Consider the following 23,924-nt stretch of genomic DNA (forward strand, 5'->3'; position numbering starts at 1 on the left):
TATCAGCCGGCTTTTTTATGCTTTGTATTAGCGCATACCCTTAAGGGGTAACAAGCGTACACTGATCAGTCACACCAAATGGATTGGCTGGCGGTGACGCTCCTTCATCGGTCACATCGTCTGCCGAAATACTTAACGTGTAGTTCATTGATGCCTGCGCCTCGCTCCCTGTGGACTGGCCAAAAACAGAAATAACTGCATCGTACCAAATCGCATAGCTGCTTGGGTAACGATACTCCAGTTCTGCATAACCATTTTCGTCTGTTTCGGCGTTGCCGTTAGCAAAGGTTATGGTTCCCACCAATCCAGGGGTAAGCATCTCGTCGCCATTGGTATCTTCATTAGTTGGTGTTGTATCCAAGATGCCGTTATCGTTAACATCTTCAGTGAGGCAGTTTTGATTAATTATTGCTATCCATTGTGATTCATCGTCATCATAGACCCAGAACCCTGTGCGATATTCGCCATTATCCACATATTTTGCCGGCGCCACTGATGCAGTTAGACTCACGCCGCTAACGGGTTGGCCAGCAGAGTCAGAGACAAATACACTGAAACGCTTCAAGTAAGATGTAGAAGTAGGTTCTTCTAGCTCATTACCCGTGCCCAAAGAAATATCGAATGCACGAGCGCCCACAGTCAAGGTGACTTGATCATCAATCGCTGAATCATCAGCAACAAACGCAGTAATCACTACGGACTCTAAGGTCGAAACTGAGCCAGACGTAAAGACTGTTGTCGCTATTCCCTTGCTATCAGTGGTTGCTTGAGACGGTGATACAAATCCGGTAGACACGTCAGAGACAGTAAAATTGACCACGCTGTTTTTTACCAAATTACCATCTACATCGCGAACCACCGCGCTAATAGTGCTGGTTTGTCCATCAGGACCTAAAATGTCAGGCGATGCATCAGCAATAAGTGTATGCGGTGTAGTAGCGATAAACTCAATTTGAGTAAGTGCTGAAACCAACACATTGCCGCTTCCGTCGCTTGCCGTTGCCGTGATTGAAGAAATACCAGCATTGTTGGCGCTGATATCGATACTTGCCTGTCCTTCTGCATCAGTTTGTACTGTTGAGTTGCCGTCAATTACGCCACGAGAGGCGCTAAAAGTAACTTCTTCACCCACTACTGGCGTATTGTTTTGACGCCACTGCACAGTGATTGTCTGTACTTGGCCCAACGGCACTTCTTCAGTGGGCAAGTTAACGAAGTTAAATTCGTCTTGCTGAACCTGTACCGTAAAACTTGTTTCAGCATTAAGCGCTGATGCCGTGATGGTATTTTCTCCAGAAGCGGAGGCTGTATAGGATACCGTTGCTTGACCATTAGCCCCGGTATTTACCGTGGTACTGCCAAGGGTACCGTTTGTTGCACTTAAGACAACGTCTTCGTTTTTGATAGTCTCGCCATCGGAATCTTGAAGACGAATTGTGTATTCAACGGTATCGTTTAAAATGACCGACGATGATCCGTTGATAGTCACTTCTGTCCCAGTAATAGTGATATCAACAGATTCAGTGAGGCTACCTGCCCCAGCAGTGATAGTAATAGTACGGTTTGATTTGTCGTTTTGCGATGTCAGTACTGCACGAGCTGTTCCATCGGCAAGGGTTTCAGGCTGTGTTAATTGAAGTTCAACGCCATCACCTGTTGCTGCAGAAAAGCTCACTTCGACCCCTTCCATCAACACGCTTTGCTCATTTTTAACTAACGCTATAAGTTCGACTTCATCACTACCGCTAGATGCCAGCTGAATACTGTCAGCGAAAAGCTCAAGAGACGCAGGCTCTTCACTTACTGTGGTACTACCTTCAGAACTAAAGGTCGTAGAGTCTGTCTCGCCAGTAGGTAGAGTAGCCGTTACTTCGCCGTCGCCAGAGGCACTTCCAACCGACATGTCTATTGTCGCAATACCTTCGGCATTTGTTAACGCCGTCGCCGTATCGTTTGAGAAGGTGGCAAGCTCATCATTACTTAACGAAAAGGTAAGCAGAAGGTCGGCCTGAGGCTCACCCAATGAATTAGTTACTGTTGCCACTGCCGTTAAAGCATTGCTAGATGAAAGGTTATTATCGGCCTCTCCACTTCCATTTTGCAACGATAGAGCAACACTAATAGTAGTAGGTTCTGTCGCGCTTACCGCTGTAGCAGAAAACGTCGTACTTCCTGTTTCGCCACTGCCTAGCGCTGCGGTAATTTCACCATCGCCCGAAGCCGTACTGGCGTTTAAACGAATTCTGGCGACACCACTTGAGTTGGTGCGCGCAGTACCCGTGTCGTTGCCAAACTCGGCAAGTTCCTCGTTGCTCAACGTAAAAGTTAGCAATGCATCAGAGTACGGGTTTCCTTCGTCATCCGTTACCGTTGCTACTGCATACAAGCTGTTGTTTTCTGATAAGTTGTTGTCGCTTGCGCCACTTTCATTTTCTAATGTTAAAGCTATCGAATAAGTAGATGTGGTAGTACCGTCGTCTCCGCTTCCATTATCCGTGTTATCCCGAGAGACTGCAGAACCGCCTCCACCACATGCTGTTAGCATAAATATTGCGCTAATTAGGCTTAGCGCTCTCGCTAATGTCGACATAATTCGTTCCTGAACCTCTTTTATTGACAATTGCGTCGTTTTTTATGTTTAAAAATCAACTGAATCTGGCACACTACGAAAGATTAAAAATATAAAAATGTACAGGAAACATTAATGTCTTCATCTGCACACAAGTATAGTTTAACCGCCCGCATATTTATCGGCATGGCTGCCGGTATCTTGACTGGTGTATTTCTCCAATTATTGTTTGATGATAGCGGAGATTTTACTTTTTCGGTATTCGGTTTTGAGCTCTCAACGTATAACATTCTTGTTGAAGGTATATTTTCAACTCTCGGCCAAATATTTATCGCTAGCTTAAAAATGCTGGTGGTTCCCCTCGTTTTTGTTTCTCTTATTTGTGGAACTAGTACCTTATCAGACCCAAGTAAGTTGGGAAGACTGGGTGCAAAATCGGTTGGGTTATATGTTGTCACAACCGCCATCGCCATAACACTAGCCATGAGTATAGCTTTAGTGGTCTCTCCTGGCGATGGACTGAATCTAACCACGGAAACCTCGTTCCAAGCGAAAGAAGCCCCTAGTCTTTCAGACGTTATTGTTAATATGTTCCCTAGCAACCCCATAAACTCTATGGCTCAGGGAAACATGCTTCAAATCATTGTTTTCGCGGTACTCTTTGGTATAGCAATGGCGATGACGGGTGATGCGGGCAAACGCCTTACCGCTATTTTTGAAGATATCAATACGGTAATCATGCGCTTGGTTACAATCATCATGAACCTAGCGCCGTATGGTGTTTACGTACTGATGGCAAAGCTCTTTTCAACCATTGGCGGCGAAACCATATTGAGCTTGGCGAAGTACTTCTTCTTAGTATTTGGCGTTCTGATCCTTCACGGCCTCGTTACCTATTCTGTTTTACTCAAAGTTTTGGCAGGCTTGAACCCTGTCATACTGTTGAAAAAAATGCGTGACGCAGCCCTCTTTGCTTTTAGTACATCAAGCAGTAGCGCTACCCTGCCTGTCACCATGGAAACCGCTAAAAACAAATTGGGTGTGGGTAATTCAGTTTCTTCATTCACTCTGCCTTTGGGCGCAACAATTAACATGGACGGTACGGCCATCATGCAAGGTGTGGCAACAGTATTCATTGCCCAAGTTTACGCCGTCGATTTAAGCTTAGGCGACTATATGATGGTTGTATTAACCGCCACACTTGCTTCTATCGGAACTGCTGGTGTACCTGGCGTTGGCCTTATAATGTTGGCGATGGTTTTGCAGCAGGTAAACTTACCCGTTGAAGGTATTGCACTTATTATCGGCGTCGACAGGCTGCTTGATATGACACGTACCGCGGTAAATATTACCGGAGATTGTATGGTGTCGTGCGTTGTCGCCAAAAGCGAAGGCGCGTTAGATGAAAGTGTTTATAACAATCCAAAAGCAGGTTTGAAACAAGAAGATGTTAATTTCGAACATTTCGAAAAGAACAAATAGCAAAGGTTTAAAGCCCGCTGAGCGTGCAGTGCACCTGTAAGTGCAGCACAAGCACAGCAGTTAAAAACAAATAAGGCCAGCATAATTTGCTGGCCTTTTTATTGGTTAAAGTCGTGTTGTTAGCCCTTTGGACATTAGCCCCGGATGTATCAGGCCAACATTTGTATCCTTCTTACGCCTTGCCTATGTTGCTTAAACAACAAGGTTGCCGAGCGTTACTGGTCGGTGATGCGTAAGCTAACTATAATCGCCCCGTAATAGTTCATTTTGTAACTAGCTAGTGAAGTGCCGAAGATGGCGACACTTTCGCAGCTTTTTGCGCTGGATACAGAGTTGCACCTACACTTAAAAACATGGCTACAACAACCGTTACGACAACATCCTGCCAGTGCAAGCTTGAAGGTAGAAAATCAATAAAATAGATATCGCCAGACAAGATCTCTACATGCAATGACGTTTCGATAAAGCGAACAATATCTGACAAATTTGGTGCAACCAACAAGGCAAGCATGACGCCAACGGTAATGCCAACAATCCCGTTTATAACCCCTTGAAGCACAAACGTATTGCGAACTAGACGGTCTGTGGCTCCCATTGTTTTCAATATCGCAATAGCAGCTTGTTTGTCTCTTACCGCCATAACCAATGATGACACTATATTAAAGCAAGCAACGGCAATCACTAGTGTAAGCGCAATATAAACCACTGCCCTTACAAGCTGAATGTCGCTGTATAAATGTCCTTGAGTACGTGTCCAATCAGACATATAAACGGCTTGGGGGTAGCTATAACCAATATCTCGCATGGTATCGTATGCTAAAAAAGGATCGTTAAGGGTAAACTGAATCCCCTGAGCCTTAGATGCAATACCAATAGCTTCCGATGCGGTCGCTAAATGCATCAGCCCGAGCTGGTTATCGAGTTCGCCACCAACAGACAACACGCCCGAGATAGTTAGCGTAATAGAGCGAGGCGCTTTAAAGGTTAAATCTTGCGTAGTTTGCGGTATTAATAGTTGAACTGTGTCGCCAATGGCAAGACCCATTGACGACATAATGCCCTTCCCTACAATGAGGCCATTTTCCTGTGATGAAAACCGTTCCCAATCCTTATTCGCCACTCTTTCGGCATATTTATCGCCGACTTGATTAACAGGGATACCGGTAACGCTAATGGCCTTCAATTCGCCCTTTGACTGCAGCATGCCCGTTAGCCCTGTGTAAGGGATAACCGAGGCAATACGGCTATCTTGTGAAAAGCGGTAAAGCTGAGCATCTAAATTCTCTATTCCACTTTCGCTTTTACTATATAGTTCGCCATGTGGCACAACGCTTAAAATACGACTCGTTAGCTCTTTTTCGAAACCGTTCATAACGCTTAGCAGCACGATAAGAACAAAACACCCAAGCCCAATACCGATAGTCGAAGACATCGAAATAAACGAAATAAAGCGCTGTTCGGAACGCGTTTTTCTAAATCGCTTAGCCAATTCAAGGGCGAGCATCTTGACTCTCCACAGGCAAAGCTTCGCTAGCCAACCGGCCGTCTTTAATCTTTAGTACCCTATCCATTTTTGCAGCAAGTGCAATGTCGTGAGTAACGACGACAAAAGCTGTACCCTTTTTCTCACTTAAACTTGTCAAAAGCTTATAAATTTGTTCACCCGTAGAATCATCCAGGTTCCCTGTAGGTTCGTCAGCGAGTACGACTGAAGGTTCAGTAACTAACGCTCGGGCAATCGCCACACGCTGTCGCTCGCCTCCCGACATGGTTGAGGGTAAGTGCTCTATCCGATGGGAAAGCCCAACCTCTTCCATCATGGTTCGGGCTTTAGTATGGGCGTCTTTGGTCGACAGTCCTCTTATTCTAAGCGGCATCGCTACGTTCTCTAAGGCCGTGAACTCACCCAACAGGTGATGAAATTGGTAAATAAACCCCATTTCATCATTGCGAAGTTTAGCTAACGCGTTACCAGAAAGTTTTCCAAGAGATTTACCATTAAATTCAACGTCTCCGCTGGATGGTTTATCTAACCCTCCAAGTATATGTAATAGCGTACTTTTCCCTGAACCAGAACTGCCTAAAATGGCAACGTGTTCACCAGCTTTTATCGAAAGAGAAACATCGTGTAATACGGGGGTGGCGTTACTGCCATCTTGATAGGTTTTATTAATATTGCTGCAAATTAGCACGTCTCGCATGCGACTGTTCTTCTATGGTTTCCAGACGGTGAATGGTAGCGCTAAACACTACCAACACCAACTGAAAAATAACAGCGCTAAAACGTGTTATTGTGTGTCTTGGACGCTTTTAGCAAGTGCATCGGCAGACTGTGGCTTGCCAAACAACCACCCTTGGCCGAAGCCTATAGTTAAACCTTTTAATTCATTTGATTGGTCAATATTCTCAACGCCCTCCGCGATCAAGTCGACATTAAGCCCCTCGGCAATACTAACAATATGCGGAATAAGCGACGAACGAATACTGTTGTCTTCCATATCCATAACAAAGCTTCGGTCAATTTTGAGATAGTCACAGTTCAAGGTTTTTAGCTGGCTTAGGTTAGAGTACCCCACGCCGAAATCATCAATAGCAAATAAGAACCCTTTACTTTTTAACGATTTAATATGCTTAACCGCACTATGAGTTGCTATCTGTTCATCTTCGGTAATTTCCAGCACTAACTTAAAGTTTTTAACATTCATTTCCATTGCAAAATCTAAATCTAAACAGTCTTCCCTTGTAAAGTCGAAAGGAAACAAGTTAAAGGACACTTTAAACCCATTTGGGATATCAGGATTTTCGTTAAGCTCCTTCATCGCGGTCGTAATCATATCGACAGTAAATTCCCACGTCATATTTTGCTCTTTGACTTGTGGAATGAACTCATCGGGATAAATTGGCCCAAACTCGTCTTCAAAGCGACTTAGCACTTCACAGCCGATGACTTTGCCCGTTTCTAAATCGACAAATGGCTGATAAAGACTATAAAACTTATGCTCTTTTAAACCTTTGCTTACTCTGGACTCTAGAGAACGACGACGACGTAAATAATTAAACACAAGCATGTGGGTCAGTGCGGCCGTCATCAGCATAGCGAAAACAAACAAAACAAGCTTACCCGTGTGTAAATCTAATACCCTTCCGTGATCAGACTTAACTTTTAAACAGGTATTATTGTAACGTTCGTCACACATTATGAACTGTAATGAAAAATAGCCAGTGCGCGCATCCATATCATCTTGACTAAGCGTAGTATCTACCAGCCCTGGATTACCCGCCATATGATAAAAATGATCGCCATTATAAAAAAGCTGCCAATCTTGGGTGAAACTGTAGCCAATGACACTATCCATATCTAAAACTGCATTATAGCGTCCACGTTGAACAATGGTGCCTGTCGCCTGCTTATCAAAAAGCTGTAGCGGCGTGTTAATCCAGAATGCATCACCAAGTTGGGTATAAAAATCGGGGGTTGCCTCTTTTATAGGCTCTTCAAGAATACCCAGATAGGTGCTGCACAACAATCCGCCATTCTCATAGAAGCCAATTTCTTTTACAAAACGGGAGCGAAAGAGAGTTTTGCGCATTTCGGTCAAGTTCTCGATTTCACAAGACTGATAAGGCAGTGCATTGAGATAATCAAGGGTAATCTCGGCATCTCTAAAGACAATGCGAACATTATCAAGGATCTCTTTAGCTCGGCTCTCCTCTTGCTCTTTGATAAACACAAACATAACTATCGCAAGAAGTAGTGTAACGACGGCTACGCTTAACAGAGAAACACCAATCGCCTTTAAGTTATCTGCCAGAAAATACCGTTTTTGATCGCTTTTATTCATAATTTCCGTTGTTGTAAAACTCTAACGACTTAACTGTAGTACAGTTTTAAAAAAACACACTACGACTTTAGGGCACATGTTACTGTTTGTTAGATAGTTTTAATGGTTAATGAGTGGTTTTTAAGAATAAAAATGAAAGGTTCAAAAACCAAGGAAATATAGAAATGAAAACTGTTTGGAGCGCCTTGCTAAAAGCAACTACGCAAAATACAAAAGTACTTTTGTGAGAGAAATAACTAAAGAGGTTACTGAAAAGCGTAGTCTTTTTTTGAGGGGAGAGATTATCTTACTTTAAAAGCTTATTGTGGATCTTGTTCATTAATGGCGGAGCGGACGGGACTCGAACCCGCGACCCCCGGCGTGACAGGCCGGTATTCTAACCAACTGAACTACCGCTCCGCAATAATGAAAAGCGCGCATGGTTCGATTAATGGCGGAGCGGACGGGACTCGAACCCGCGACCCCCGGCGTGACAGGCCGGTATTCTAACCAACTGAACTACCGCTCCACATAATCGAGATTGCGCTGTATAACTAAATGGCGGAGCGGACGGGACTCGAACCCGCGACCCCCGGCGTGACAGGCCGGTATTCTAACCAACTGAACTACCGCTCCGAAGACTTTTTAGTTATACCATTGAAAGAGTGGCGGAGCGGACGGGACTCGAACCCGCGACCCCCGGCGTGACAGGCCGGTATTCTAACCAACTGAACTACCGCTCCACATTTTCAATGTTATCAGTGAGTTGACTTGGCTGTTGTTGCCCTGTCCCCTGACTGCGGCGCAGATAATACGTATTCCCCCATGTGGAGTCAACGCTTTTTATTAATAAAATTGTCATCTGCGGTTTGTTTGCCTGTTAAATAGACATTATGTCGAAATAAAATTCAAAGTGAACAATTTAACATCGCATAATCACAACTGGGATAAAACACACATTAAGATTTTTCCGGTTTGCTGCCCTTTTTAAACATCCCGAATAACTTTTTCAAACCTTTCGGCTTTTCCTCCATAGAAAGATCAGCATCAGTCGTAGCAGAAGGTTGCTTTGTTGGTGAAGGCGACGATTTAGGAGACGTGCGCTTCTTACGCATGAAAATGATAACCGCGGCAGCAATAACACCGATAAGTACAATTGACCCATTAACCGCTATCAAAATAAGGGTCAAGGTTCCATTATCCATTTCCTCTTGCCCATTTAGCGAAGATTCTTCATCTTGCGTCATAGCGGCAGGGTTTAACTCAGGTGTCGCAACTAATGGTGCACTTCCATCAACAATTGGGTCTTTTCCATCTATTAATGGGTCTTCAACCTCAGGCTCGGGCGGCCCCTCAGCAACAAAACTAAATTCAGGCACATCTAAAATAAAGTCCCGGCCATTCATTGTTGTTCCGTATGCCGTAATCTTTACTCTAAAAATGCCTTCTTCATAGGCAACAATTAAATGCTCGCGAGGCTCACTGCCTCCTTCAGTCAAAGAAAAGTTCTGCATGTCCGCATTAGGGAACTTTATTTTTCCATCCACAAGCAAGGATTCGATATCCACGAGCTCCCGATCAACATCAATGATGATTTTGTGATAGCCGTCACCACCGCCATTCATTTCTACGTCAATAGAAACGGGGTTGTTATGTAAGACAATAGGTTGGCTTTCTTGCTCACGGGTATACATGGGGGTACTAACACGAAAAACCGGCTTCCACTCTCCCGCCGCTATTTTCAAATTAAACTGCCCGGTAAAAATACCATCTCCTGGGCGTTCATCCATTCCGCGGCCGTCGTCTTGGAATGTCGCAATATTCTGATCGCCGGTGCCAAAGTTCCCGAAATTAGGATTGTTCGTGCTTTTAAATTCAATATCAAGCTCAACGACATCTCTAAACTGCTTGTTGTCAATTGGCTTGCCGTTGTTAGTGAGGTAGGCCGTAGATTTTAGAATTTCACCGGCAAATAAGACGTCAGGTAAAGGGTCGGCATGTAACTCTATATTCGATATGACCATCACGCGGCTTTCTGGCAACACCTGCCCCACCGCTTGCCAAGGGCCTGGAACTGGGTTTTTAATGGTTATCATGTCGAAGGTATCGGCATCGAACCACTCCACTTTCTCTTCATCAACTCGCCCCTGAAACAGCTTGGAGCCATCAGGTCTCACAAGTACAACCGGGGCAGAGCCATATTCTCTGAAAAAGACCATAGTGATTTCTTCGACGTTGTAATCTACTCGAAATCGGTTTTGTAAAAGCTTTATTGAGTTTGTATAGCTGTCGCCTAAGTCAGTAAGCGGCGAGGTATCAATATCTTGATTCTTTGACTGAGGGCTCTGAATTGCGCTATCGGCGAGCTGCCGAGCGGCATCGCGTTCGTCTTCTTGCGACTGAGCGCCAGTGCTTAAGTGTATAAAAAGCGATAAAATAATTCCCCAATAAAACCACACTCTCACGCTACGCTGCTCCTGCACTGTTTGGCTATTTTATTTCTATTTAAACGTGTTTAGCTAGGGCCTCTTCAGGCTGAGGACGCCATAAACATTTGCCACCCGCTTTTTCTACAATGTCCAAACGAGCCTCATGCTGTTTTAATTCATCGGCGGTAGCTTTAATAACCTTTAATTTATTTGCACTTCGCTTAACTCTGCGAATCGCGGTTGAGTCAGCATCATTACCTGAACTCGACGCCAATTTAAGCTTGGTCTGCCCACCGGTCATTAATAAATAGACATCGGCGAGAATTTCGGCATCCAGCAAAGCCCCGTGAAGCGTACGGTGGCTGTTGTCTATACCGTAGCGTTTACACAATGCATCGAGGTTGTTTTTCTGTCCGGGGTGCATTTGGCGAGCAAGGGTCAGCGTATCGAGTACATCACATATTTGGCTGGTGATGACGCCTTTTGTAGAGGCTTCCATTGAAAACTCGTGATCCATGAAGCCCACGTCAAATGGTGCGTTGTGAATAACAAGTTGCGCCCCTTTGATAAAGCTGACAAATTCCTGGGCAACTTGAGAAAACGTAGGCTTGTCGGCAAGAAATTCATTGGTTATGCCGTGAACTTCAATTGCTTCTTGTTCAATATGCCGGCCCGGGTTGATGTAAACGTGAAAATGATTCCCCGTCAAACGGCGGTTAACGACTTCAACACACCCTATTTCGATAATGCGGTGGCCTTCTTTGGGGTCAATACCTGTGGTTTCAGTATCGAGAACAATTTGGCGCATGGAACCTCTACTATAATTACACTTTCATTTTTTGATAGTATATCAACCCCTTTGCAATCCGCTAAGGGAAAACACAAGATAAATTTAGCGAGTTAAACTAAAGGAAACGTTGTGGCTCAAAAGACCATTCACATTTATACCGACGGCTCGTGTCTAGGTAACCCTGGCCCGGGCGGGTACGGTGCTGTACTCATTTACAAACAACACAGAAAAGAGTTGAGCGACGGCTTTGCCCACACCACGAATAATCGTATGGAGCTGTTAGCGCCTATTGAAGCCCTCAATAGCTTAAGCGAGCCTTGCAATGTTGAATTAACTACCGACAGTCAGTATGTAAAAAACGGTATTAACCAGTGGATTCATAACTGGCGTAAAAACGGCTGGCGCACTGCTGATAAAAAGCCGGTTAAAAACGCAGATTTGTGGCAGCGTTTAGACGATGCGGTAAAAAAGCACAAGATAAACTGGCATTGGGTAAAAGGTCATTCAGGACACCCAGAAAATGAGTGTTGCGATGACCTTGCCCGCGGTGCTGCAGAAGCGAAGCCAACAAAGCCAGATGAAGGTTTTGTTGGAAAATAGAATACCTTAGCAAAGCGTCTTTAGTGAGAGCCTTTAGTAAAAGCTCTCACCCATAGCTTTTACTAAGGACGTCTACCACTAGCTTTTGACACGAGCTTTTACCAAGAGCTTTTTACCACGAACTATTACCAAGAAATGACCAACTTGCCCTGCGTGTCGTTGTTTTCCAATCGCGCATGAGGCTTATCGATATCATCAATATTGTAATGGGTATCGATGTTGACATTTAGCTCTTTATTTTCAAAAGCGGGCAAACATACGTTGGAAAAGTCACGTATCAAGTCCGCTTTATACTCGTCGCTTCTATTTCTCAGTGTTGTGCCAATAATCGACGCTCTTTTTCCTAAAAGCAGGGCCATATCAAGGTTATCAGCATACCGTCCTGCCAGCATGGCCAGATAAACCACTTTGCCATCTTGCTTCAGCACTTTAAGATTTCGGTTAAGGTAATCGCCACCGACCATATCAAGTACCATATCAACGCCTTCAGGCCATACTTTTTTTAGAACGTCATCAAACTGCTGCTGTTTGTAGTTAATGAGATGCTCTGCGCCATTATTTTCACAAAGGGTAAGTTTATCTTGGCTTGACGCTGTTACGGCACTGTGTACGCCCCAATATCGACATAGCTGAGTGGCGGCCAACCCCACACCACTTGCGCCCCCGTGTATCAAGGCGCGTTCAGCTGGTTTAATATGAGCAATAGTGCGTAAACATTGAAATGCGGTAAGGAAAACTTCGGCAAGACCTGCTGCTTCAAAAAATGGCATGCCCTTAGGGATAACCATTAGGTGGGCAGGATTAACAATGACTTCAGTAGCATAGCCACCACCTGCGACCAAACCAAATACTTCATCACCTTCTTTAAAGGTACTAACATCACTGGCGACTTCTGTTACAACGCCTGCAATCTCTAACCCGAGGATCTCACTTTCCCCTGGCGGAGGTGGATAATTACCTTGACGCTGCAACGTATCTGCTCGATTTACACCGAAGGCTTTTACCTCTACTTTTACTTTTCCTGATGTCAGCAACAACCCATTGCATTCCTTAATTACCAGTTCGCTGGGGCTGCATCCTTTTTCAAAATCCACATAGCGCATACTTTGTATCCAATCCTAGTCTTAAACTTTTAATCGTAATTTGACTACGTACTTTTATGTTAATCAGTTTGGGGGTCTTTTAAGTTTATACAAGTGGGCATAGATAATATTCAACACAGAACCTATTAAAATGCGTATAATCGCGACTGTTGCCGTAAGCGCCTAATATTGCTTACAACAGATATACATTGTTTAAATTAGCACGAGAGCCTACATGTCAGCACAGGTCATATTACAACCATCCAGAGATAAATCACTTCGCCGTAAACACCCTTGGATTTTCGAGAGCGCCGTTGCTGAGCTAAAAGGCCGTGCGCGGGTTGGCGATACAGTAGATGTGTTCGACTCTGAAGGCGATTGGTTAGGGCGAGGCGCCTACTCTCCAAACTCTAAAATTCGCGTTCGAATGTGGACGTTCAGAAAAGACGAAAGCATTGATAACGGCTTTTTCCTGCGCCGTTTAGAGACTGCGCTTACGCTGCGTAAGCGCTTGTTTGACCCAACCAAAACGAATGCGTTTCGTTGGATAGCGTCTGAAAGTGACGGTCTTCCCGGTATTACGATTGATCTCTACGACAACGTTGCTGTGGTGCAGCTTCTAAGCGCTGGCGGTGAAAAGCACAGAGATAAGATAGTGTGGGCAATCACAAAGCTAATGCCTGAAGTTCACATCTATGAGCGCAGCGACGTTGATGTACGCAAAAAAGAAGGGTTAGAGCCGGTAACAGGTGTGCTTCACGGCGAGCCCCCCATGCAGGTTACGGTAAAAGAAAACGGCATCAATATCGTTGTTGATATAGAACATGGTCATAAAACCGGTTTTTATCTCGATCAGCGTGATAGCCGCGCAGCGGCCGCACACTATGCGAAAGATGCCGACGTACTCAACTGTTTCAGCTACACAGGTACGTTTTCTTGCTATGCCCTCTCAGGCGGTGCTAAGTCTGTTACTAACGTTGATGTATCACAGCCAGCTTTAGATTTGGCTAAACATCATGTAGCAATCAATAATTTGAGTGAAGACAAAGCGCATTTCGTCAACAAAGACGTATTTAAAGCGCTTAGAGAGTATCACGACCAAGGCAAACAGTTCGATATGGTCATACTCGACCCACCAAAATTTGTTGACAGCAAAGCTACGCTAAACCGCGCGGCTCGTGGCTATAAAGACATTAATATGTATGGCATCCACGCGGTTAAAACTGGCGGGCTGCTGCTTACGTTTAGTTGCTCTGGCCTCATGCCCGCTGATTTATTCCAGAAGGTTGTTGCCGACGCTGCCCTTGATGCTGGACGTACTATAAAAATCATAGCAAGGCTGAATCAAGCGTCTGACCACCCTATCATTGGTAGCTACCCTGAAGGCTATTATTTGAAAGGTTTAGTCTGCGAAGTCACCGACGACTAAAAATGAAAAAGCGCCCTTGCTGTAAAAAAAACCGGGGCGCTGATTTCACTTATTGAATTAACGATAGGTTATGCAAATAGCTTAGAAAGCGAGCAATAAAACCTGTATTTTAAGAAGCAAAAGTCACATCATTATTTGAAAAGCCATTAGATAGCTGCTCAGAAGACTGACTAGTTTGCCCTCCAGCAACCTCCTCTTTGTCCTCTAACTTCTTCCATACCATTTCATGGAAGTAAAACGCCACAGTATTAATTGCTGGCTCAACTAATGCTACCGCACCGCCTACTACCAAGCTACCTGTCAATAGGTAGGCTACAGTAAAGGCTACTGAAAAGTGCATAACGGCAAAGGTAATTGTCTTTTTCATAATAATCGCTCTCTCAAAAGTTTAAATCTGTTTGCTTCCGCAGTAATGAGAATTATTATCAATTAAGGGCGAGAATTAAAATAGAAAAAACTGAACGGCTTATTCGATTTATTGAATGATGGGTGATAGAGCTGACACTGAAGAAACAGGTTGAAGGTGAGCAAAACAGACGGACTGCTATTAAAATGTGAGGGGAAAATTGTATTTTAGGCAATACAATATTTGAAGCGCCCTTGTGTGACGCTTGTAATAATAATGAAAAGGCGAAGATTAATGTCGCCCTTTCACCTGTGATAAGTCTATTTCATCTGAGAAATTTCGACGCCTATGATACAGCTCGAATCAGATTCAGGTTCACAGCGCACAACCGTCGCTAATGCCGCTAAAGAGGGGATTTGTGAGCTAGACGACTCTATAGCAACACTCACTTGCGTCCCTACCTCAATTGAAGGTTCGTCAACCTCTAAAGACATACCTGTGGCGCTTATGTCTTTGCACATCGCCTGCATGGTGCGGCTCGACTCATCATCAGTAATTTGCAACTGACACGGCGAATTTACCATCATCCTGAAAAAATTTCGCTTATCGTCGTATCCCAACATGTCTACTTCTCCTGATTTTTAGCATTACGCTGACGACTACAATTGTTGTTATAGGTTGATGGCGATAACTTGTCAATCGAACTGTCTAAATTTCATTCAACAATATTGCAAAAGTAGTATTGGTCCTACCTCAATGAGTCAACGATGATCTTTTACTATCGATAAAACAGCCCGGCATATGCTTATTAGATACAATTTATTAAGCCCCGTAATACGCTTTTTTGGGGGGGTAAACTTAAATAAACCAACTAATAGAAAACACACCGCTTTTGGGAGTCTATGCGTTGGACATACTGTATACCGAAACCGCCATTAAAAGTCCGCTAGGTGAAGGGTGATGCGCTTCGCTGATATGGGATACGCCGTACCAAGTTGTTGCGCAAACAAAGAAACACGCAATTCCTCTATCATCCAGCGAACGTCGTTAAGGGCCTGCGGCACTTTACCTTTGGGATATTTACTGCACGTCTTTTCCCATTCTTTAATCGACTTTTCTACCGTTACTTGATGCATTCTGTCTTTGTTAGGATCGATAGGCAGCTTTTCCAGACGACGGGATAAACCTTTGATATACCGGTTCCAGTCGTCCAGCCTACCTTCACCGATTTGAGAAACAAAGCCAGGGAACACCAATGACGCTAGGTGCGCTTTACAGTCTCCTAAAGCGTTGATCATGGTCAGCGGCACGTTACCTTTCATTTGCTTTTGGCACTGATGGGCAAGGGTTAATCCCTGCTCCACCTGCTTGGCAATTTCTAACACTCTGTCATTGATATTGGCACGAGCAATCTCTAAACAGGCATCAAAGTCCGATTTGCTGCGGATGTCGGTGTTATTGGTTTTGCAATAATCGCTGACAATGGAGTCGATACCCGCAAAGATGCAATCATCTATCAGCGCTTTAACTTGTCCGAAAGGGTTAAAATAAAGACCTAGTTTGGCTTTATTGGGTAATTTGCTTTGCAAATAGTTAAGCGGCGACGGCATGGCATTTTTAATCAATACATTAACACCCTGCTTATGTAGCACCTGCGCTTTATCGGCTTCTTCAATTAACGCAATATCGACCTTATCGCCTTTTTGCACTAGTGCTGGGAATGCCTGTACTTCAAACCCGCCTACCTTTTGCACAAAGGTTTCCGGTAAGCTTTCAAAATCCCACTGTTCGATGTTATTGCGCTCTAATTCGGGTGTTGCGGCCTTCTCAAAGGTTTGCTTAACCTGTCCTGCGCACTGTTGCTTAAGCGCATGCAGATCATCACCTTTGGCAATATCATCACCGTTGTCGTTCACTACCGCAAAGTGCATTTTTAAATGCTTATCGAGCTGAGCTAGATTCCATTCTTCGCTTTCAATAACAACGCCAGTCATTTTGCGAAGTTTATCAGTAACTGCTTCTAACAAAGGCACGGGGCGATTATTTTTGTCAGTTTCACTAATATCAGCAAGGCAGGCCTCGGCAAAGTTAGGCGCAGGCACAAAATTGCGTCGCAAGCGTTTAGGTAAGGTTTTAATTAAGCCCACGATAAGGTCGTGTCTTAGCCCCGGTACTAGCCAATCAAAACCGATATTATCAACTTGGTTAAGTACTGGGAGCGGGATCACCACGGTTACACCATCATCTTCAGCGTTAGGTTCGAAGTTATAGCGTAGCGGCAGCGTAATATTGCCCTGGCGCCATACATCAGGGAACGCGTTCGCCACCGACTGTCCTGGCTGCTGACGATACACGTCTTCTTCTTTAAAGGTTAAACTGTCGTTGCTGCCATGCTGTCTAAACCATTTCTTAAACGCTGCATCATTATTGGCTTCAACTGGGATACGTTGAGCGTAAAAGCTTACAAGCTCTTCATCATCGACAATCAAATCGCGACGGCGAGTCTTTTGCTCGAATTCGTCAGCCTGTTCCAGTAATGCCTGATTTTCTTGTAAAAAGCCGTAGTTTAGCTTGGTGTTACCTTCTACCAACGCTTCGCGAATAAACAATTCATGGCAAATCGGTGGGTCAATAAGGCTATAAACCTTCGCGCGCTTCATGACAATTGGCAGTCCGAACAAGGTAACTTTTTCAAACGCAATAACCGCACCGCGCTTTTTAGACCAATGTGGCTCTGAATAGCTTCTTTGCACAACGTGCTCGGCCAAAGGCTCTACCCACGCTGGGTCTATTTTTGCCACCATACGGGCAAATAGCTTAGATGTTTCTACTAGCTCGGCTGCCATCACCCATTTTGGCTGAGACTTTGACAATCCTGAACCAGGGAAAATTAGAAAGCGAGAATTGCGTGACCCCATATACTCACGGTCTTTATCTTTAAAGCCCATGTGCGACAACAAACCGCTGGCGATGGCTTGGTGGATTGCCTGGTAGTCGGCTTCTTGTTTAGAAATACCGAATCCCAGCTCAGCAATTGATTTTTTAAGCTGGCTTACGATGTCTTGCCACTCGCGCATACGCAAATAGTTGATAAAATTCTGCTTACACCATTTGCGTAGCTGGTTTTGGCTTAATGCGTTTTGCTGTTCTCTAAACGCCACCCACAAGTTGTAAAGGCTAATAAAATCTGAATCTTTGTCATGGTATTCGCTGTGCTTCTCATCTGCTTGCTGTCGTTTTTCTTGTGGGCGCTCCCGCGGGTCCTGTATAGAAAGACCCGCCGCAATCACCATCACCTCACTAAGTGCATTCGTGCGCTCGGCTTCGATTACCATGCGTGCATAGCGAGGGTCGATGGGTAAACGAGCTATCTGACGACCAAGCGGGGTAAGCTGCATCTTACCGCTTTGCTTCGTTTTTCTATTAGCTTTGCCTTTCGCAATCGCTTGGATTTCTTCAAGTAAGCGAAAACCATCATTAATATTACGGTTGTCCGGCGGCTGAACAAACGGAAAAGCGGCGATATCACCTAACCCCACTGCAAGCATTTGCAAGATAACCGACGCTAAGTTGGTGCGGAGGATCTCAGGATCAGTAAACTCTGGACGCCCTAAATAGTCGTCTTCGCTGTAAAGGCGAATACAAATACCATCAGACACACGACCGCATCGCCCTGCCCGCTGATTCGCTGAGGCTTGAGAGATTGGCTCAATAGGCAGTCGCTGCACTTTACTTCTGGCGCTATAGCGTGAAATACGGGCAAACCCGGGGTCTATTACGTATTTTATACCGGGCACGGTTAATGAGGTCTCAGCGACATTGGTAGCGAGTACAATGCGCCTGCCGCTGTGAGATTGAAATATGCGGTTTTGCTCCGCAGCCGATAACCTGGCGTAAAGCGGTACAATTTCGGTATTGCGATAATGCTGTTTGCTCAAGGCATCTTGAGTGTCGCGTATCTCCCGCTCACCGCTTAGAAACACCAGAATGTCACCCGGCGCTTCACGCATTAGCTCGTCGACAGCATTGACGATGGCATCACTTTGATCAATATCATCATCATTGTCTTCAGGCGCGTGGTAACGAATCTCTACCGGATAAGTACGACCGCTCACTTCAATAATGGGCGCATTATTAAAGTGTTTAGAAAAGCGTTCTGGGTCGATGGTCGCTGACGTAATGATAAGTTTTAAATCAGGGCGCTTGTCCAACAATTGGCGCAGATAACCTAACAAGAAGTCGATATTAAGGCTTCGCTCGTGAGCCTCATCAATGATGATAGTATCGTACTGATTTAAGAAACGGTCTTGCTGCATTTCAGCAAGCAGCATACCGTCGGTCATAAGTTTAACGTAGCTTCGCTCGCTTACCTGATCGCTAAAGCGAATCTTAAAACCTACCTTTTCGCCAAGTGGCGTGTTTAGCTCTTCGGCGATACGTGTAGCCACACTTCTTGCTGCTAAACGCCTTGGTTGAGTATGAGCAATCATGCCATTCACACCGCGACCTAGTTCTAAACATATTTTAGGTAGCTGTGTGGTTTTACCTGACCCGGTTTCACCGGCCACAATAACCACTTGGTTATTGGCAATCGCGGCTTTGATATCTTCTCTTTTATCGCTAACCGGCAGCGGCGGGTACTCAACCTTAGGAAGGTTATTTTGACGCCAATTACGCTTTTCTATTGATGTATTGATGTCGTTTTCTAGTTTCTCGAACTGTTTTTTTAGGCTTTGTTCGCTAACTGAGTTCTTTTGTGCGTCGCTCTGCTTGTTTGCGTGTTTGTTTGCATTACTGACTACTTTAGACGTTTGTTGTGCATTGCCTTGCACTTCAGAGCTTGAACTATTTGTCGCCTCTTTCCTTCCATTTCCTTTACCGCCAGATGCATCATTAACTTTCTGCGCAAGCTGCGTGATCCTGCGCTTTAAACGAAATTTATCTGCGCTTAAACAATCATCAAGTTTGTTGTAAAGAGGTTTTATTGCAAGTGGTGAAGACAAAGTGACATCCTAAAGCGTGTTTCTAATCATCAATAAAATTCGGGCGGTGATCCTAGAAGATACCGCCCTAAAAAGCCAGTGCGTTAAGCGTTACGAGAATTTAAGCGCTTTGGGTTAATTCATCGTCTTGAGTTGTTGTAAAACGAGGAAAGCCAAACCAAATGGCCGCCACACCAAACACAAAAATAAGCATGGGGTACCAGCAATACGGCGTAATTGCCAAAGGTGAAATACCCACTACGGCTGCTGCGCTTAAGAGCTGTGCTCCGTAAGGGACCAAGCCTTGAAAGCTACACGAAAAGATATCCAGTAATGAGGCGGTACGGCGCGGGTCTACGCCGTATTTTTCGTTCAAATCTTTTGCAATAGGGCCTGCGGTAACAATGGCAATGGTATTGTTGGCCGTAGTAATATCTAAAAAGCTGACTAAACCAGCAATACTAAATTCCGCGCCTTTCTTAGACGTAACTTTGCGAGTTAAACGCTCAATTAACCAAGTGATACCGCCATTTGCATGCATAAGTGCCACAATGCCACCTATGGTTATGGCAATCATGGCTAAATCTTGCATCCAGCCCATTCCTTTTTGAATGCTTTGCATCATCGAAAGTGGCGTAAAGCTACCTTGAACCAAGCCTACTACACACGCACTGGCAATACCCACTGCAAGTACGCTTATAACGTTAAACCCGGTTAGCGCAAACGCGATAATGCATAAGTACGGCACTATACGCCAAAAATCATAACTGCCGCCTTCAACAATGCCAGAAGTATCAACATCGACTATAAGCAGTAACGCCATAGTGACTATGCAGGCCGGCACGGCAACCATTAAGTTTGCTTTGAATTTATCCTTTAGCTGTACGCCTTGCGTGCGTGTTGCTGCAATGGTGGTGTCTGAAACAAATGAAAGGTTATCACCAAACATAGCGCCTCCCACTACAATACCCAGCGCCATTTCCACCGGCAGCCCTAGGCTTGTGGCAAGGCCAGCCCCAATTGGCGAGAGCGCGGTAATAGTGCCCATAGACGTGCCCATAGAAAATGATATAAAGCAGCAAATTAGAAATAGGCCTGGCAATATCAGTGCGGAAGGCACAAATTGCAGCGCCATGTTCACCGTGGCATCTCGTGCACCAATATCAATGGTTACTGCGTAAAATGCACCTGCCAGCAAAAATATCAGCACTAAGAGAATAATGTTCTTGTCGCCACCGCCTTTACAAAAGGTTTGTACTTTTTCAGAAAAGCTAACTTTCCTGCCTTTGGGGTTCAAACATAAGCCATACCCGGCACTAATGAAAAACGCTACCAAAATAGGCATTGCGGTAATATCGTTTGTGGTGATACCTGTTACAACAACAAGGATCACAAAAAGCAAAATAGGCGTTAAACCTAACGGGTTTGGGATAATAGAATTTGGTGCAATGTCGTTATTTTCGTGCACAGAAAACTCTCTTTTTGGGTTTGATTGCGTGTTAGCAACAGATTCAAGGCTACGCTGAAAGCCATCTGCCGGTTGCGAGTGCGTAAAAAAGCTTCAACGAGACTATCTTCCAACGGTCTTTGACGGTGAAAAGCTAAGGCAGCAAAGGATAAAAGGTTTTAAGGGCGTTGAAAAGCAGTTTACTTTCCAACGACTAACTCATCTGATGGTTATTTCTACTATTTTTAGATTTTAAGGTCTTGGTTCACCGCGCAGTTCGCTGGGGTTTTTTCCGGTAAGTCTCTTTACGGTACGGCGAAAATTAGTTAAGTCGTTTATGCCCATTGCACCTGCAGCAACCTCGTTGCTAACTTTATTTACGGACAAAAGCATCACTGCATAATTACATTGCACTTCTTCAGCTAACGAGCGAAAGCTAACACCAAATTCTTTTAATTTTCGCTTCAAGGTCGCTACGCTGATACCCAACTTTTCTGCTAATTCAGGTAAACCGATGTTTGCGGTTTCTGTGCAAGATGCAAAGATGTAATGTCTGACATAATCAGGCAAAGAAAGACGTTGTTGCAGTTCGGTTAGCGGCCTTTCTCTGAATAGCTTTGCGCTACTGTTTGATGGAATTTTTGAGAAGTACTGTGGTTCAGATTCGTTTGCTGCGTTACTTACTGGCTCTAAGGGCTGTAGCAATACATTTTTTTCAATACAAATACTGTTGAAAGGACTATTGAACGTTAATTTAATCCCTAGGTGTGTTTCATAATCCGCGATGTTCTTTGGTCGACTACCCGTAAACGTAAAAGACAAACTTATCCGCTTATTCGAAATGCTTTTCATCAGCGAAACGATACTTGCAAATGCCATTTCCATAGCGAATAAAGATAGCTTGCTGCTAACCCCAGTAAACCGGGGCACCAACACTATCGTGTTTGTGCTTTCGAAGCGCTGGAATTGACACAGCGGAAGGTTACACCATCTAAATGTTTGGCGTTGAGTGAGATGAAAAAGTAGCGCTTCTATGTTTTCACATGCCGCTAATACGTGTAAAGGACTGCACTGCCACTGCGACGCTAATGCGCCACCGAGCAAAAAGCTAACGTCGCTACCTTTTGTCTGGGCCTGCACATTATTTAACAGCGATACATATTGTTTTATGCTTAGTCGCAAATTACTTTGTAACGCATCCTCAAAGATACCAGTACCACGCAGCAATTTATTTTTATTAGCACCTCGCGAAAGTGCTACATCCATAGCAGCCCGCACCAGCCAGCACCCAAGAATCGCCTTATCTTGAACAGACATCACTACGCTTGCACTACCAAAGACACCCATGCCAAGCTCGTCAGCATCCCCTTTTACAGAGACACCCATGCCAAGCTCATCAACATCCCCTTTTACAGAGACACCCATGCCAAGCTCATCAGCATCTCTTTTTACAGAGACACCCATGCTAAGCTCGTCAACCTCTCCTTTTACAGAGACACCCATGCCAAGTTCATCAGCATCTCCTTTTACAGAGACACCCATGCCAAGTTCATCAGCATCTCCTTTTACAGAGACACCCATGCCAAGCTCATCAGCATCCCCTTTTACAGAGACACCCATGCCAAGCTCATCAGCATCCCCTTTTACAGAGACACCCATGCCAAGTTCATCAGCATCTCCTTTTACAGAGACACCCATGCCAAGTTCATCAGCATGTCCTTTTACAGAGACACCCATGCCAAGCTCATCAGCATATCTTTTTACAGAGGCACCCATAGCAGAATAGTTTTTAGGGCAATTATGCTCAGCCTCTGCAGTGTGAGCATCTCTGCACTTAGGTGCACGCAGTGCTTCTAATGGTAGTGTTAAATCCATAAATAACTTACTGAAGGTATCTTCATTTACCCTTCACACCCCTTTGACTAAGCTGCACTATCATGAGTTCGCTCAAGATCCAATAGCATACTGTTGAGCACGGTTGCTATGCGCTGGTTAGGCAACAGAGTTACTTGAGTGCTACGTGCGGTGGTGTAAATTGCATTTGCATTTTGACTGTGCCTAAAAGCAAGGTGTTGGATACTCGCTTTAATATCAGTGAGAATTAGGTCAGCCTGCATAGGCGAAATATCCGGCATTAAAATCGCAAAGCGATCACCTGCATAGCGACAAGCTAAATCTTGCTGCCGTAAATTCAAAATTACTAATTGCGCAATGTCGTGCAGGTATCTGTCGCCTTCCGAGTACCCATGCTTCTGATTAAACAGAGAGAAATTATTAATATCAATGATGGCTAGAACGGCTGACTTACCGGAGTGCTGTTGCTTATTAATTTGTGCTCTCCAATACTCTGCGCGGTAAAGTTGCGTAATAGGGTCTATGGCGTCGTGATCGCGAAAATCCCATTCCCTGCGCCGCAATTGCAAGTTCAATGCGCGCTGCTCTAGGTGCCATTGGTAAAGCGCCGCTGTCATCACCACCATTCCTACGACTGCTGGATAAGACTCAATCATACTTATCCAGTAAGCGTCTTCTGGGTAATGAAAAAACTCATCTAAAAAGTCCAGGCTGGCGGAAAACAAAAACAAGCCTAGCCCTATTGTTAAAAGGCTAGTTACTTTTCCAGGAGGACGGCTAGCAAGGGCAGCAAGGGTCCATGCTAAGGTTAAAAAAGCGATACTTCCCTCCCCTAAAATATCTAGGTTTGATATCACAGCGCTTTCTTTCACGTCTCCGATTATACACGCTAAGCAAACGGCAAGCGTTACTACGCTTGCCGTAAATAGTAGCCAAAGCTTGTGATGGCGAAATTGTGTTGCGTTTGAAAAGGTAAACATATTGCTCTCTTTGGGGTTACCTCGTGGTGAACGACCTCACATATCAAATTTACGTGCGAAAGCGCTCAAAATAGAACGAGAGTCTTGCCCAATTCTGCTGAAACTGTCGAGGG

16 protein-coding genes and 4 tRNA genes are annotated in these 23,924 nt (G+C 44.6%); 3 read left to right on the forward strand and 17 right to left on the reverse strand.

Going from position 1 to position 23,924, the window contains the following annotated elements; translation table 11 throughout:
* Window positions 1-40: 40 nt before the first annotated feature.
* Window positions 41-2,590: a beta strand repeat-containing protein gene (locus D1814_RS19155; protein WP_118495228.1), complete on the reverse strand. Its 2,550-nt coding sequence runs from the start codon at window positions 2,588-2,590 to the stop codon at window positions 41-43.
* A gap of 114 nt (window positions 2,591-2,704) precedes the next feature.
* Between D1814_RS19155 and D1814_RS19160 the strand changes: the two genes are divergently transcribed.
* Window positions 2,705-4,051, forward strand: coding sequence for a dicarboxylate/amino acid:cation symporter (locus tag D1814_RS19160; RefSeq protein ID WP_118495229.1), 1,347 nt, complete (start codon window positions 2,705-2,707; stop codon window positions 4,049-4,051).
* Between the two features lie 277 nt (window positions 4,052-4,328).
* On the opposite strand, the gene D1814_RS19165 is transcribed toward D1814_RS19160, so the two are convergent.
* The 9 genes from D1814_RS19165 to dnaQ form a co-directional block, all read right to left on the reverse strand.
* Window positions 4,329-5,555, reverse strand: coding sequence for a lipoprotein-releasing ABC transporter permease subunit (locus D1814_RS19165; protein WP_118495230.1), 1,227 nt, complete (start codon window positions 5,553-5,555; stop codon window positions 4,329-4,331).
* Window positions 5,542-6,252 (reverse strand): lipoprotein-releasing ABC transporter ATP-binding protein LolD, encoded by a 711-nt coding sequence (gene lolD / locus D1814_RS19170; RefSeq protein ID WP_118495231.1) that lies wholly within the window; start codon window positions 6,250-6,252, stop codon window positions 5,542-5,544. The genes D1814_RS19165 and lolD overlap by 14 nt, the downstream gene beginning before the upstream one ends.
* Window positions 6,253-6,339: 87 nt before the next feature.
* On the reverse strand, window positions 6,340-7,893 hold the full coding sequence (locus tag D1814_RS19175; protein WP_118495232.1) for an EAL domain-containing protein: 1,554 nt from the start codon (window positions 7,891-7,893) through the stop codon (window positions 6,340-6,342).
* A gap of 322 nt (window positions 7,894-8,215) precedes the next feature.
* A tRNA-Asp gene (locus D1814_RS19180) sits at window positions 8,216-8,292 on the reverse strand.
* 32 nt (window positions 8,293-8,324) lie between these two features.
* Window positions 8,325-8,401 (reverse strand) — tRNA-Asp (locus tag D1814_RS19185).
* A gap of 30 nt (window positions 8,402-8,431) precedes the next feature.
* A tRNA-Asp gene (locus D1814_RS19190) sits at window positions 8,432-8,508 on the reverse strand.
* 30 nt (window positions 8,509-8,538) lie between these two features.
* Window positions 8,539-8,615: transfer RNA gene (locus D1814_RS19195), tRNA-Asp, on the reverse strand.
* Between the two features lie 216 nt (window positions 8,616-8,831).
* Window positions 8,832-10,337: a TIGR03503 family protein gene (locus D1814_RS19200; protein ID WP_118495233.1), complete on the reverse strand. Its 1,506-nt coding sequence runs from the start codon at window positions 10,335-10,337 to the stop codon at window positions 8,832-8,834.
* 40 nt (window positions 10,338-10,377) lie between these two features.
* Window positions 10,378-11,109, reverse strand: coding sequence for a DNA polymerase III subunit epsilon (dnaQ, locus tag D1814_RS19205; RefSeq protein WP_118495234.1), 732 nt, complete (start codon window positions 11,107-11,109; stop codon window positions 10,378-10,380).
* A 111-nt stretch (window positions 11,110-11,220) separates the two neighbouring features.
* Here dnaQ and rnhA point away from each other — a divergent pair, with 111 nt between their 5' ends.
* Window positions 11,221-11,691, forward strand: coding sequence for a ribonuclease HI (gene rnhA / locus D1814_RS19210; RefSeq protein ID WP_118495235.1), 471 nt, complete (start codon window positions 11,221-11,223; stop codon window positions 11,689-11,691).
* Between the two features lie 125 nt (window positions 11,692-11,816).
* Here rnhA and D1814_RS19215 read toward each other — a convergent pair whose 3' ends face one another.
* Complete coding sequence (locus D1814_RS19215) at window positions 11,817-12,794, reverse strand: NAD(P)H-quinone oxidoreductase (protein WP_118495236.1); 978 nt, start codon at window positions 12,792-12,794, stop codon at window positions 11,817-11,819.
* A gap of 214 nt (window positions 12,795-13,008) precedes the next feature.
* On the opposite strand from D1814_RS19215, the gene D1814_RS19220 reads away from it, so the two are divergent.
* On the forward strand, window positions 13,009-14,202 hold the full coding sequence (locus D1814_RS19220; protein ID WP_118495237.1) for a class I SAM-dependent rRNA methyltransferase: 1,194 nt from the start codon (window positions 13,009-13,011) through the stop codon (window positions 14,200-14,202).
* 109 nt (window positions 14,203-14,311) lie between these two features.
* On the opposite strand, the gene D1814_RS19225 is transcribed toward D1814_RS19220, so the two are convergent.
* From D1814_RS19225 to D1814_RS19250, 6 genes are all read right to left on the reverse strand, one after another.
* Window positions 14,312-14,569: a DUF2061 domain-containing protein gene (locus D1814_RS19225; protein WP_118495238.1), complete on the reverse strand. Its 258-nt coding sequence runs from the start codon at window positions 14,567-14,569 to the stop codon at window positions 14,312-14,314.
* Between the two features lie 299 nt (window positions 14,570-14,868).
* The gene (locus tag D1814_RS19230; protein ID WP_118495239.1) at window positions 14,869-15,171 is read right to left on the reverse strand and encodes a PilZ domain-containing protein; all 303 of its coding nucleotides are present in this window, start codon (window positions 15,169-15,171) and stop codon (window positions 14,869-14,871) included.
* Between the two features lie 312 nt (window positions 15,172-15,483).
* Window positions 15,484-19,551 carry an ATP-dependent RNA helicase HrpA gene (gene hrpA, locus D1814_RS19235; RefSeq protein ID WP_118495240.1) on the reverse strand — a complete coding sequence of 1,356 codons (4,068 nt, stop codon included), beginning with the start codon at window positions 19,549-19,551 and terminating at the stop codon, window positions 15,484-15,486.
* Window positions 19,552-19,651: 100 nt separating this feature from the next.
* On the reverse strand, window positions 19,652-20,998 hold the full coding sequence (locus D1814_RS19240) for a Na+/H+ antiporter NhaC family protein (RefSeq protein WP_118495241.1): 1,347 nt from the start codon (window positions 20,996-20,998) through the stop codon (window positions 19,652-19,654).
* A 231-nt stretch (window positions 20,999-21,229) separates the two neighbouring features.
* Window positions 21,230-22,441, reverse strand: a complete 1,212-nt coding sequence (locus tag D1814_RS19245; protein WP_409049195.1) for an AraC family transcriptional regulator — start codon at window positions 22,439-22,441, stop codon at window positions 21,230-21,232.
* 458 nt (window positions 22,442-22,899) lie between these two features.
* Window positions 22,900-23,811, reverse strand: coding sequence for a diguanylate cyclase domain-containing protein (locus D1814_RS19250; RefSeq protein WP_118495242.1), 912 nt, complete (start codon window positions 23,809-23,811; stop codon window positions 22,900-22,902).
* Window positions 23,812-23,924: the final 113 nt, after the last annotated feature.

The organism is Alteromonas sp. BL110 (genome assembly GCF_003443615.1).
Classification (GTDB): domain Bacteria; phylum Pseudomonadota; class Gammaproteobacteria; order Enterobacterales; family Alteromonadaceae; genus Alteromonas.

Coding starts and splice junctions, on each gene's coding strand:
- D1814_RS19155 (WP_118495228.1), bottom strand. CDS start 2,590: ATGTCGACATTAGCGAGAGCGCTAAGCCTAATTAGCGCAATATTTATG.
- D1814_RS19160 (WP_118495229.1), top strand. CDS start 2,705: ATGTCTTCATCTGCACACAAGTATAGTTTAACCGCCCGCATATTTATC.
- D1814_RS19165 (WP_118495230.1), bottom strand. CDS start 5,555: ATGCTCGCCCTTGAATTGGCTAAGCGATTTAGAAAAACGCGTTCCGAA.
- lolD (WP_118495231.1), bottom strand. CDS start 6,252: ATGCGAGACGTGCTAATTTGCAGCAATATTAATAAAACCTATCAAGAT.
- D1814_RS19175 (WP_118495232.1), bottom strand. CDS start 7,893: ATGAATAAAAGCGATCAAAAACGGTATTTTCTGGCAGATAACTTAAAG.
- dnaQ (WP_118495234.1), bottom strand. CDS start 11,109: ATGCGCCAAATTGTTCTCGATACTGAAACCACAGGTATTGACCCCAAA.
- D1814_RS19215 (WP_118495236.1), bottom strand. CDS start 12,794: ATGCGCTATGTGGATTTTGAAAAAGGATGCAGCCCCAGCGAACTGGTA.
- D1814_RS19220 (WP_118495237.1), top strand. CDS start 13,009: ATGTCAGCACAGGTCATATTACAACCATCCAGAGATAAATCACTTCGC.
- D1814_RS19225 (WP_118495238.1), bottom strand. CDS start 14,569: ATGAAAAAGACAATTACCTTTGCCGTTATGCACTTTTCAGTAGCCTTT.
- D1814_RS19230 (WP_118495239.1), bottom strand. CDS start 15,171: ATGTTGGGATACGACGATAAGCGAAATTTTTTCAGGATGATGGTAAAT.
- D1814_RS19245 (WP_409049195.1), bottom strand. CDS start 22,441: ATGGGTGTCTCTGTAAAAAGAGATGCTGATGAGCTTGGCATGGGTGTC.
- D1814_RS19250 (WP_118495242.1), bottom strand. CDS start 23,811: ATGTTTACCTTTTCAAACGCAACACAATTTCGCCATCACAAGCTTTGG.